This is a genomic window from Neolewinella aurantiaca (assembly GCF_008014675.1).
Taxonomy (GTDB): Bacteria; Bacteroidota; Bacteroidia; order Chitinophagales; family Saprospiraceae; genus Neolewinella; species Neolewinella aurantiaca.
Genome location: NZ_VOXD01000014.1, coordinates 84,368 through 96,429, shown reverse-complemented (window position 1 = coordinate 96,429; position 12,062 = coordinate 84,368). Strand labels below are relative to the sequence as shown.

The 12,062-nt window shown below is 53.4% G+C and carries 8 protein-coding genes; 5 read left to right on the top strand and 3 right to left on the bottom strand.

Annotated elements, in window-relative coordinates:
* Positions 1-93 precede the first annotated feature (93 nt).
* From FUA23_RS10730 to FUA23_RS10720, 3 genes are all read left to right on the top strand, one after another.
* Complete coding sequence (locus FUA23_RS10730) at positions 94-861, top strand: hypothetical protein (protein WP_147930742.1); 768 nt, start codon at positions 94-96, stop codon at positions 859-861.
* A 574-nt stretch (positions 862-1,435) separates the two neighbouring features.
* The gene (locus FUA23_RS10725) at positions 1,436-5,497 is read left to right on the top strand and encodes a tetratricopeptide repeat protein (RefSeq protein ID WP_147930741.1); all 4,062 of its coding nucleotides are present in this window, start codon (positions 1,436-1,438) and stop codon (positions 5,495-5,497) included.
* Positions 5,498-5,650: 153 nt separating this feature from the next.
* Positions 5,651-6,499, top strand: a complete 849-nt coding sequence (locus tag FUA23_RS10720) for a mevalonate kinase family protein (RefSeq protein ID WP_147930740.1) — start codon at positions 5,651-5,653, stop codon at positions 6,497-6,499.
* A 9-nt stretch (positions 6,500-6,508) separates the two neighbouring features.
* On the opposite strand, the gene FUA23_RS10715 is transcribed toward FUA23_RS10720, so the two are convergent.
* Genes FUA23_RS10715 through FUA23_RS10705 form a run of 3 tightly spaced genes read right to left on the bottom strand, consistent with a single transcriptional unit; the run spans position 6,509 to position 10,891 of the window.
* The gene (locus tag FUA23_RS10715) at positions 6,509-7,123 is read right to left on the bottom strand and encodes a ribonuclease HII (protein ID WP_147930739.1); all 615 of its coding nucleotides are present in this window, start codon (positions 7,121-7,123) and stop codon (positions 6,509-6,511) included.
* Positions 7,124-7,159: 36 nt separating this feature from the next.
* Positions 7,160-7,696, bottom strand: coding sequence for a pyridoxamine 5'-phosphate oxidase family protein (locus tag FUA23_RS10710; RefSeq protein WP_147930738.1), 537 nt, complete (start codon positions 7,694-7,696; stop codon positions 7,160-7,162).
* Between the two features lie 51 nt (positions 7,697-7,747).
* Positions 7,748-10,891 (bottom strand): PQQ-dependent sugar dehydrogenase, encoded by a 3,144-nt coding sequence (locus FUA23_RS10705; RefSeq protein WP_147930737.1) that lies wholly within the window; start codon positions 10,889-10,891, stop codon positions 7,748-7,750.
* On the opposite strand from FUA23_RS10705, the gene FUA23_RS22575 reads away from it, so the two are divergent.
* A complete protein-coding gene (locus tag FUA23_RS22575) occupies positions 10,890-11,033 on the top strand; it encodes a hypothetical protein (RefSeq protein ID WP_222707020.1) in 144 nt (47 codons plus the stop codon). The genes FUA23_RS10705 and FUA23_RS22575 overlap by 2 nt on opposite strands.
* A 467-nt stretch (positions 11,034-11,500) precedes the next feature.
* Entirely contained in the window at positions 11,501-12,061 is a 561-nt protein-coding gene (locus FUA23_RS10700; RefSeq protein WP_147930736.1) for an inorganic diphosphatase, read from the top strand.
* Position 12,062: the final 1 nt, after the last annotated feature.

Here is a 12,062-nt window from a genome sequence, read left to right as displayed (position 1 = left end):
TGAGGTAACACCTTTTTGCCTGAACACTAATCGTGACTCTTCCGTTTAACCATCAGCGTATCACTTAACCTCATCATCTAGCCCCACCAATAAATGGACCGAGAAAGTCTGAAGAAATCTGGTTTACTGGAGCAGTACATCCTCGGCCTTACCAGCCGGAAAGAATCCCTGTTGGTGGAACGTACCATCGAGGAAGATCCCGGCGCACGGGAAGATTACGATAAAATGCGTCGCGAACTTGATGAATATGCGGTCAATAATGGTCTGGCAACACCACTTGCCGGCAGGGAGGTGAGGACTTCTGCGGATTACGAAGACCTGGATCATGAAATGATCCTCGCGATGTCCGAACGAAACCATACTCTCAATGTCTGGCGCTATGCGCTGATGGCGGCCTGCCTGTTGCTATTAGGGCTTTCCGGATACCTTTTTCGCCTCAGCGAAACTAACCGGACCGAAATAGTTACCGAAAAAGCCCATCACGCTCAGGACAATAATGCACACCAGCAGGCACTGAAGGAAATGGAAGGATTGGCTCCGGACTGGAGTAAAATGAGGACCATCAAAACGCCTTTGGATACCGGCGCAATTCTGCTGCATTACCTGAACGACCAGCAATTGATTCTGCTTGACCTCTCTCATGCAGAGTTGCTGACTGATCATGAAGCTTATTTTGTTTTCTTTGGTAAGGACGACGATGGAGAACCGGTCACGATTGTACCGGCAGCCGGGCAGTTTGGCCTGCACCCCATCACAATGCCGGACGGAGCCGAAAATCTTTCTGTTTTCCGCAGGAAAACGGATACAATTCCGGGTGAAGAAGAACTGGTCGTAGCGATGTCTCTGCCTGTTTCCGAATAATTTCGGAATTCACACCACCCAACAGTGTTTCGGCTTTTTCAAAGGTGACTGATTTTCAGGTGGATGAAGCCTTATTCGCTTCTTCTGCAACCTTAATCGGCGCCTTAGTAACTTAAAGGTCCTCAATCATTTGGATAATTGAAAGTAGTTCTGGTTATTGCATCATATTCCATGAGCAACATTGTCACCGTTCTATTCATACTTTAATCTACTTACCAATGACTTTGTTGTACGCTTTTCTATTTGCATTTGCTATCGGTGGAGGTCTAAGCTTGTCTTCGGCCTTATTTGATGGCGTGCGTCATTTTTAATAACTGGAAGTTTTAATTCAAACATTCACGGATTGCACTAGATGTTCAAAAAATCCACGACTGAGACAGGATTCTTTTCTCAGGGTTTTGGACAAAATCTTCCCCCTCGCGACCGCTCGTGGCAACACGAGCGGTCGTGTTTATTAATACAGCACCTCTTGCGTTACCTTTGGCTTCGAGTTCTACTATAAACTCTTGTTTTATCATCCGGAGGGGCTTCCCGTGCCGTATCTTTAGCCGACATCCATTTTTATCAGTTACCATTGAAGCCGTTAATTCCCCCATTTATTCAGCAACGATTGCTGGCCGATCAACTCCACGGAGACATTGTAGGCTTCACGATGAACATCGATCTGTCGGGGTTTACTCCTCTGACGGAATCCCTGATGAAGGAAGGGCCCGTAGGAGCTGAACGACTCTCTCTCATCCTCAATGAGATTTTCGAACCAATCGTAGCGCTGGTTTATGCCAGAGGTGGTTTCATCCCTTACTTCGCAGGAGATGCCTTTACGGCGGTGTTTCCCGGTAGCCTCGACCGACTCCACGCCATTCACCTTTTGCATACAGCGGATAAGGCCCGGACGCTTTTTCAGGAAAGAGACAATCGCTTCGGCGAGTACACTATTGGGGTTAAAGCAGGAATTGCGGCAGGAACGGTTAATTATGGAATTGTCGGCGATGGTTTACGGGCTTTTTACTTTCGGGGGGCAGCCATAGACCAGGCCGCTTACTGTCAGATGCAGGCAAACGAGCAGGACATCGTGATGGACGAGACGATGCACTCTTTGCTGGAAGATCAGTCGATCGTCGCGGAAGAGGTCAATCAGGGCGCCTATCGGGTTGTGGGTGATGTCAGCAGTTTTCTGGACGATGTCGATTATCCTCCCCTCAATCTGCCTGCTGTAGACGCTGAGACGGCCACAACCTTCCTTCCTCCGGAAGTCGTAAGGTATGACCAAACGGGAGAGTTCCGGTCTGTCGTTTCTGCTTTCCTCGCTTTCAGCGAGGTGGGGAGCCACGAAGAACTGAACGAATTTTCTACCGTTGTGCTTAACCAGGTCAACGACTTTGGCGGTTACTTCAAAGAAGTGGATTTCGGAGATAAAGGCTCTTTGATGGTGATCTTCTTCGGTGCTCCCGTTTCGTACGAGAACAACGCCGTCCGGGCGTTGGAATTCTGCCTGACGGTGAAAAGTGAGCTCGATGCACTGCGCGAAGAAAAGCAGTCTGCTTTCCGTTACCGGATGGGGCTGACGGTGGGCACGGCGTTCACAGGTATTGTTGGTGGCAAGGAGCGGGCACAGTACGCTTGTGTCGGGAACTTCGTTAATCTGGCTGCAAGGATCATGGGGTCTGCCGATTGGCAGGATATTCTGGTGGATGAGGAGTTGGCCAAAGCACCTCACTTCCGGTTTCAGCTCAAAGGAGACATTCACTACAAAGGCATCCAGGGGGCGGTTCCCACGTTTTCTCTTAACGGCAGGAGACAGTCGCTTGGTAAGCCCAGTTACGGCGGTGAACTGGTAGGGCGGGAAAAAGAGGTTGCAGAACTTCTGGCTTTTGCTCAGCCGATCTTCGAAGGTAAATGCGCTGGCCTCGCCTACGTGTTGGGAGAGGCGGGGATCGGTAAAAGCCGGCTTACCCACGAAGTTCACCGGCAGCTCAACCAAAAAGATGCGGTCAACTGGCTGCTCGCCAGTTCGGATCAAATCCTGCGCAAGCCGTTCAACCCCTTCACTTACCTGTTGCGCCGGATGTTCCGCCAGAGCATCGATCTGGCGGGTGCCCAAAACGAGCGCAGGTTCCAGTTTCGCATAAGTCAGCTGAAACAAAGTCTTCGTCGCCTCGGACAGTCTGCAGTAGTAGAAAACACCTTGCGGGAGCTGGAACGGACCGAGTCTGTTCTTGCCGCACAACTCGGCATCGCTCCGGCACGATCGCTCTGGACGCAGCTCGATGCCCAGGGCCGCTACCAAAACACCATCGCTGCTATCGTCAACCTGTTAGTGGCAGAATGCCTCGCTCAGCCAACGGTACTGGAACTGGAAGATATCCATTGGGTGGATGATGACAGCATCGCCGTCATCCGCGAACTTGTCCGTAGAACCACCGACCTGCCGCTTCTGATTATTGCAACTTCGCGGGCAGAAGATGACGGAACCTATCCGCAGCTCATAACTCCAAAGGCCAGAGAAAAAATCGGCTTACCCGTTCTTAAGGTGGAAATCAGCGCATTGGATGAAACCGCGGTCCGGAAGATGGCCGAAGTCACCCTCGGGGCACCCATCGGAGACGATTGCCTGGAAACCCTGCTCAGGGCAACCAACAGCAACCCATTTTACCTGGAGCAGGTCCTCGAATATTTCAGGGAAAACGACCTCTTGGTTGCGGGCGAAGACGGAGCCCTGCACCTTAGTGACGAAAGCATCAAACTTTCTACGAGCATCACTTCTATCCTTACTTCCCGAATAGACCGGTTGTCCGATATGGTTCGGGAAACCGTTAAGGCTGCCGCTGTGATCGGTCGGGAGTTTGATATACCTGTACTCTCCGAAGTCATTCGGGAAGACAACGGGCTGAGCTCCTCCGAAGAGGTGATGTCTCTGCTGCGCGAGCAAATCGAAGTAGCCGAGAAAGGACAAATCTGGAGCGCCATGAACGAGTTGCGCTACATCTTCCGCCACAGTCTGTTGCGCGAAGCGGTGTACAGTATGCAGCTGACCACGCGCTTGCAACAGTTGCACCGCCAGATCGCGGATGCAATCAAGAAACTTTACTTCGACAACATCGAAGAACGCTACGTGGATCTCGCGTTTCATTACGAGCAGGCGGGCGAGAAAGAAGAAACAGTAGAATACCTGGGCAAGGCAGCGAATTACGCCAGAGCCAACTTTCAGAACCAGCAGGCCCTCGACCTCTACGAACGACTCATAGAGAAGTTCGCGAATCAGGAAGACCAGGAACTAACCGTTAATACCCACCTCAACCGGGCCAAGGTGCTCGAAATCGTGGGCCGGTGGGATGAGGCTCAGAGCGCTTACGAAGAAGGCCAACGCATCGCTAAGGCCAGCCGCGACATCGTCCTGCTCGGCCGGACGAACAACCATCTCGGCCGGCTCCACACGCTAAAGGGAGACTACGAAAAGGCGATGAACTATCTCCGCATCGCCGCTGGGCTGTTTGAGTCTGTAGACGATATCTTCGGAATCGCCCGGACGCACAGCAATATGGGCAATCTTTACTTCAGAACCGCGCATTATCAGGATGCCCTGACGTACTACGCAAAATCGTTGAGCAATGGTTTCAGCGGCGCCGGTACTTCCAGTGCTGCCGAAACGATCAGTCATCTGGGCCTGACCCACATGAACCTGGGCGATTATGCCGAAGCAATCAGGGTCGTGGAAGAACAAATCCCGCGTCACGAAGAGAATCAGGACACTATGGGGCTGGCCAGCCTGCATACCAACCTGGGCATCATTTACTTCGAAAGCGGAGATTACGACCGAGCCAAAGAACACCATTATGCCGGCCTGGAACTGGCCAAGGAATTGGGCAATAAGCGTCTTCAGGCCATCGGTATGGGGAGCTTGGGCAGTGTGTTCGAAAGGAAAGGTGACTACGAAAAAGCGATTGAACACTTCACCAAAGACCTCCAGATTTGCCAGGAACTCGGCGACCGGCAGGGCATCGCGGTTGTGGAAGGACTGATCGGAGACATCAACAGCGTGATGGGGAATTTTACCAAAGCGATTCAGCATCTCGACCGTAGCCTCAGCATAAGCCGCGAACTCGGGTACCGCAAAGGCGTTGCAAAAGCAGTTAACACCCTGGGCGATATCTACTATCTGCAGGGGCAGCTGGACATCTCCCTGATGTACTACGACCAGGCCATTGAAATCGCCCGCAGTACCAACAATCGCTTGGTACTTGGCTCCAGCCTCGAAGAAAAAGGACGTGTGTTACTGGCTGATAACCAACTGGAAGCACTGCAGGAAGTGATGGAGGAAGTGAGCCGCATCGCCGAAGAACTGGGCAACCCGGACCTGATTAACGGCGTTCGGTTGTTGCACGCACGGGCTCTGGCTGCCTACGATCCTCAGAATACCGAAGAAGCCCTGCTGGCCGTGGAAACTATCCTGCAGGACGACGAACTTACCCCTGAACAAAGGGCCGAAGCCTTCCTCACGCGCTTCCGGATCAGTGAAGGAATAGATGACGAAGCGCGGCGGATGGCGCTCGAATTGTACGAAGAACTCTACGCCGAAACGCCGAAATTTATCTTCAACTACAACCTGTCCATTTTGCGGGGAGACCGGGCTTTTTAAGCCGGCGCGACCGCAGGTGCAGGGCGAAGGTTTTTTGAAACAGAATGAACCACGAAGCGTCTAACCCGGCCCGAAAGCGTCACTTTGCACCCGCGTCCCCGCCCATCTGAAAAACGGTGGAAACTTTTGACCACCTGGTAGAGTTTAAATGCCATGTCCCGCGAATATCCCGCTAAAATCCTCCTCTACGGCGAGCATACCGTGCTGCGCGGTGGCCGTGGACTGGCCGTTCCTTACCCCGGTCGCTCCCTGAAATGGAGCCGCAGTAAACCCGACGAACAACTCCTCGGGTTTTGTGATTACCTCAAAGTCGCCATCCCCGGCCATCTGCTGCAAACAAGCCTGCTCGAAGATCACCTGCTCGCCGATTGGCGCCTGACGGGGAACATTCCCACCGGTTACGGATTGGGCAGCAGCGGCGCAGTCTGCGCCGCGATCTGGAGCCGCTTCGCCACCGAGGAAGGTAAAGCGCTGAGCACCGAAGAACTCCGGAATAACCTGGCCCGTATGGAGCAGCACTTCCATGGCCAAAGTTCCGGGACCGACCCCCTGATCTGTTACCTGAGTCAGCCGGTTCTGCTGGGTGGCGGGCAGCCACCCAGGATCACCCAACTACCCCCTGACTGGAATCAGGGCTTTTTTCTTCTTGACACGGGGATCGAGCGGAAAGCAGCTGATTTCATCCGTTCTTTTACCCTTCGCTACGACTCCGATCAGGGGCTCGCTGAAACGATAGACCAGGAATGGACCGCCAATGCAGATGCTGCCATCGATGCGCTTCTTGCCGGTAACCGGGAAAAATTGCGGGCGCACACCGCCCGCCTTGCTGATTTTCAGCTGAAGGAATTTTCAGGTTTCATCCCGCAGCACCTGCACGAAAAGTGGACCGGAAACGGCTACGTAATGAAACTGTGCGGTGCCGGAGGCGGAGGTATGATGCTGGGGCTGGCAACAGACCGCGAACAGACGGAGGAGCAATTGGGTGAAGTGCAGTGGATCTGACGAATCGGCTCAATGAAGATCCTCGAACAGACTGAACTGTTTGCCTTCTTTAAGCAAACGAAAGCTTTTCCGATGGTGCTCCGTAGCACCGAATTTCTCGATAGCAGCCCGGTGTTTGACGGTGGGGTAGCCTGCATTTGAATCCCAGCCGTACTGAGGGTAAGCTTCGTGGATTTTGCGCATGTACTCGTCCCGGTGTGTCTTCGCCAGTATACCCGCCGCCGCGATGCTCTGGTACTTTCCGTCGCCTTTGATTACACACTCGTAGGGCATGTCTCCGTAGGGTACAAAGAACTTACCGTCAATGAGCAGAAAGTCGGGCGTATGGTTCAGTGCGTCGAGCGCCCGGTGCATTGCCCGGTAGCTGCTCTGAAAGATGTTGTATTTGTCGACCTCCTCAACACTATAGCTGGCGACCTTCCAGGCAAGAGCATTCTTCTCGATCCGCAGCCGGAGCGCATCGCGGTCAGACTCCTTGAGCTTTTTGCTGTCGTTCAGGTCCGGATCACTGAAGCCTGCGGGCAAAATCACCGCTGCGGCAAAAACCGGACCGGCCAGGCATCCCCGGCCCGCTTCGTCGCAACCTGCCTCGAGCCGGCCTTTTTCTTTGTACGGAAGTAGCATGTCGGCAAAGGTAATTGTTCCGGAGGCTTCAGCGGGCTAAATACCGGTAGGTAAACCGTCGATGCTGAGGGTGTTCTTCTCTGTCCAGTATGCCTCGAGTTCTTCTTTGCTCTTTGTTTCTGCCCAGTTGTTCAAGAGTTTCCTGTCTTCGTTGAATTCCAGCAGGGGAACCGCCATGCCGCAACTGGTTTGCACCATGTCGATGGTCAGATCGAAAATTTGCCGGGCACCGGGCAGAGGAGTGAAATGGGAGAAAAGTTCGTCCCAGTCGGAGTCGCCATGGTGTACAGCTCTCGCCTTTCCGTAAGCCCGCAGGATGAGTGGGGGCCCGGTGAGGGCGCACCACATCAGTGTCATCCGTTCGTTTTCCAGTACGTGAGCGGCTGTTTCGTTGCCGCTGCCGGTTACGTTAAGCCATAGAATCCGGTTCGGGGAGAGTACCCTTAGTGAATCCATCCCTTTGGGGGAGCAGTTTACCCGCCCCTCCGCCGGGGCGGTAGCGACAAAAAAAAGGTGCTGCCGGCCGATGAATTCGGTAAGGCGGTCGTTTAATTGCGGGAGTTGTTTACCCATAGCAAGCGTTGTTTTAGATGTAGATACCCCGACACTTGATTTTGTAGGGTATTATTCTACTTTCAGCCAGTCCAGAAAGCCCACGTCCCCCGGCCGGTGGTGGCCCATGTCGTCTTCGACGACACCGCCTTCTCCTTTCCAGACGAGGTAGAGGTCGCCAGGAGGTAGATCGTTGGCTTCGGCGGGTAGTGGTAAACTTACGTCTGTATAGACGTTCCAGCCTTCAGTGGGGGAGAGTTCCCGGCTGCTCAGCAGTTTACCATCCGGGGCGCCATAACGAAGATCGAGTACTCCCGGTACGTTGGCGTGCAGGTGGGCCTTCAGGACTTTCAGGTCAAGCAGGTGTACGTTGGCGAGGCGTAAGCTCCCGCCGGGGCGGAAATTGACGACCTTAAAAGCATTATTCTCTCCTCCCTGGGGTACCGCTGCGCGGTACAGTCCGTCGTTATGTGCTTCGGCCTCCAGGGTAGTGGGGCGCAGTACGATCACGCTCTGGCCCACGAGGGGAGGTGCGTTTCTGCCTCCCTTATCCCGGTAACTGGCGGCGAGTACATAGCTGCCCGCTCCGGAACCGGGAGATGTTTCTCCCCGCAGCGGGAGCCTCCCCGCGTCGTTCAGGCTCAGGATGTAGCCCACCATTATTTCTGCGTCATCCTGGCTCAGCGCAGGGTGGGCACTCATCAGTCGTTCTCCCCAAACGCCGTTGCCGCCCCTGATTACCTTTTTTGCCAGCGAAGTGATTGTTGCGGGCTTATCATCGTAACGTTCGGCGACGGAGAGGTAAGCCGGTCCTATGTTTTCGCTACGCTCTTTGTGGCACGTGTAGCAATCGCTTCCGGCAAGTAAGGCTTCTCCCGCAGCGAACCGAAGGTCGCCCGCCGGCATTTGCCGTTCGCCCCTGCGGACACCATCCACCAGCATGCCGTCTTCTACCCAGGCTGCATTTACCACGACCTGGCTGCGGTCCAGTGCGCCGGAGGCCTCGTCTTCAGGGTCGTTCACAACGGCAGAATAGGTGAGTTTCTTTCTGCCGGGAAGGAGAAAGGACCGGTTACCATTCAGGCTGATGTTTAGCTCGGGCCGTGAGTTTCCTGCCGTGAGCACTACCGAAGCCTCCGCAGTACTTCCTGCCTCATCTTCCACTTCCAAACGAACAGCGTGCGGGCCGGCCTGGGTGATTGTGGGGCTGAAAACCAGGGTTTCAGTTGCCAGCTTCCCGTCGAGGAACCAACGGTAAGCAAGGCTGTCGCCCGGGTCCGGGTCTGAGCTTTCCGCTGCAGTGAGCGTCGGCGAAAACGGAATTCCACCCGCCGGTTCGTCCAGTTCGAGAATGGCCACCGGCGGACGATTCCGGGCCGAATAGCTTATCCTTACCAGCCGCGCATCCGGATTGTTGAGGAAGTAGTCGTTGCCGTATTCAATTACGTAGACTGACCCGTCGGGACCAATCTTAAAGTCGATCGGTTTACTGAATTTTACCTCCGGGAGGAAGTCTTCGATCTGAACGATGTTCTGCCGGGCCGAGTCCAGCGTGACGACTTTTACCCAGCTGCGGGCCCATTCGTAGATGAACCATTTGCCGTCGTAGTAATCCGGCAGAGCACTATTCGTGATGGGGACGAGTTGGCGCTTATCGTAAAAAGGCCCGGACATGGCCGAACGGCTGCCGGTGCCCAGCATTGGAAATTCTTTACTTGGTCCGTACGGATACCAGATCAGCGCCGGGCGGGCGGGCGGGAGCTGGCGCGCACCGGTGTTGTTGGGAGAGGCATTGATGGGGGCTTCCGCATTGAAAAGCTCCCCGACTTCATCTGTTGCAAAATCCCGGTCCGGGTAAGCAAAATTGTTCCCTACGAAATAAGGCCAGCCGTAGTTGCCGGCGGTCATTGCCTGGTTCCATTCGTCGTAGCTCTGGGGACCGTAGCGACCATCTTCGCCTACATCCGGGCCCACATCGCCCCAGTAGAGGTACTTAGTCCATGGGTCGATGGCAATCCTGAAAGGATTGCGGGCACCCATCACGTATATTTCGGGTTTACCTTCCGTGCCATCGGCAAATAGATTCCCTTCGGGAATCTCGTAGCTCCCATCGGGGGTGATTTTGATGCGAAGGATTTTACCCCGCAGGTCGTTCGTGTTTCCGCTCGACTTCTGACTGTCGTATGGCCCGCGGCCGGGGCGCTCATCCAGTGGGCTGTATCCGTCAGACTCTTTGCTCGATGTGTTGTCTCCGGTGCTCAGGTAAAGCAATCCGTCGGCACCGAATTCGACCGATCCACCGCTGTGGCAGCAGCTTTTCCGCTGCACGGGTACCCGCAATACCACTTTTTCACTATTGGTGTCCAGTACACCTTTCTTGAATTCGAAGCGACTGAGTAATTGATCCAGGCTGTCGCAGGGGCTCGGGCTGTAGTAAAGGTAAATCCAGTGGTTTTCTTTGCCATACCCGGGGTCTAGGGCCAGGCCATGAAGACCGTCTTCGTAGTTGCCTTCAATGCATACGGGGAAGTCATGCACTAGTTTGGTTCCGCCTTTCGTCCACATTTTCATTTTGCCACGGCGTTCCAGAAAGAGAACGTTGCCGTCGGGCAGTACCTCCATTTCCATTGGTTCGTAAATGTTATCGTCGAGTACTTCTAGTTGGAACCGGTCAGCTTTTGGGGCCGCAGGTAAGGAGACGGGTACGGGCGCGGCCGCAGGTGCAGCGGAGGTTGAAGAGGCAAAGAAATCTCCGGGTGCTGGTGATGTTCCGTTGATGGCAAGCACCTGCCCTGCACCAAATGCCTGTGCTCCGGTTTGCCCCGAGCGGGCATCGTTGTACCAGGCCCATTCGTAGGGGACTGCTTCACGATCGTCAACGATCAGTAATCGTCCTCCAGCGGAAACGAACCGCTCTACGGCTCTGCGTCGGTGGGTGGTAAGGCTGTCGCTTTCTACACGCAAAAGCACAAGGTTGCGATGATTGAAGAGGCTGTCTTCGTCAAGCATCCGATAAGGAGCGGTAAGTGGGGTTTGGCTGAACCCGTTCTTCAGCTTGTCCACCAGCGAACGATCGGGGTTGCCCACCATAAGAACGGGGCCGTTTGCCGGAAGGCTGATGTATTCACTGGCGGGGTTTTGGTTGTTTCCGCAGGCCGAGAGCAAAAAAGAAATAACTACGGCGGATACCAGAACGAAAAATAATTTGTTGTGCATGACGATCGAAGATGGGGTAAAACAGGAAAAACAATCCTCAACTCAACCCCTCAGCAACGAGCACCTTCCCGCAAAATCGGCTAAAGTGATGATGCGCAAAAAACAGTTAAGCCTTACGCTACCATTAAAAAGCGATCAGTAACTATAGCAGAACGGGCGTAGGGTCAAGTTCAGATTTGGTCTAAAGGTAAAATCTTTGACCAGAGTACAGCGCAGGATTTATTATGCTTTTTTACTTTTTTACACTAAGTACTGTCAAGAAGGGTAATAATGGTGCAAGAAGAGTGCGCACGCTGCAAAGTGTGGTGGCTGTTGCTTATGGAGATTCATAAATACTTTTAGCAGGCCTTTACACGAAATATTGTTGGGAAATCGCGTCTGATAAGGGAGTGGACAACATTTTTGTTCGTGAAAAATGGCAGAAAAAGCGAAGTGAACTTTCTTGTTGAACGACAAAAATCTTCGGTTTACTGGTTTAGCGGTGACAATCCACCTACCTTTGCGTCCCAAACCAGAATTCTTAATCGATCAGCATTCAACGAATAACCGTCCTGTCATTCTGTAGGGCTGAGTTGACGTTGAATGCTGTTTGCTTTTTATCCCTGTTATATGTCTTTACAATACGACCCCACTAATCCCTGGCACCGTATCCCGGTCGGAGAAAATGCGCCTACCATTGTTAATGGTATTATCGAAATCCCGCGCGGAGAACGGGCTAAGTACGAGTTGGATAAAACCACGGGGCTGCTCAAAATGGATCGGGTCATATACTCTTCCATGCACTATCCGGCAAACTACGGCTTCATCCCCCAGACTTACTGTGACGACGATGACCCCCTGGATATCATGGTGCTCACTCAGGCTACGATCGTCCCGATGTGCCTCGTGTCCTGCAAAGTAATTGGTGTAATGCGGATGCTTGATGGTGGTGAACTTGACGACAAAATCATCGCTGTCGCCGAAAACGACATGAGCGTAAACCACTACAACGATATCTCCGAACTACCTCCACACTTCAAACTTGAGTTGCAAACCTTCTTCGAGGACTACAAGAAACTCGAAAAGAAAGCTGTAGTGATCGAAGAGTTCCTGGGTGCTGAAACTGCAAAAGAAATCGTGGTCAAAGCTGCAAAAGATTACCAGACTTTGATGGGAATCGCTCAGTTTTAAA

Coding starts and splice junctions, on each gene's coding strand:
- FUA23_RS10710 (WP_147930738.1), bottom strand. CDS start 7,696: ATGGGTAAACAACTCCCGCAATTAAACGACCGCCTTACCGAATTCATC.
- FUA23_RS10705 (WP_147930737.1), bottom strand. CDS start 10,891: ATGCACAACAAATTATTTTTCGTTCTGGTATCCGCCGTAGTTATTTCT.
- FUA23_RS10715 (WP_147930739.1), bottom strand. CDS start 7,123: ATGCTACTTCCGTACAAAGAAAAAGGCCGGCTCGAGGCAGGTTGCGAC.
- FUA23_RS10700 (WP_147930736.1), top strand. CDS start 11,501: ATGTCTTTACAATACGACCCCACTAATCCCTGGCACCGTATCCCGGTC.
- FUA23_RS10720 (WP_147930740.1), top strand. CDS start 5,651: ATGTCCCGCGAATATCCCGCTAAAATCCTCCTCTACGGCGAGCATACC.
- FUA23_RS22575 (WP_222707020.1), top strand. CDS start 10,890: ATGACGATCGAAGATGGGGTAAAACAGGAAAAACAATCCTCAACTCAA.
- FUA23_RS10730 (WP_147930742.1), top strand. CDS start 94: ATGGACCGAGAAAGTCTGAAGAAATCTGGTTTACTGGAGCAGTACATC.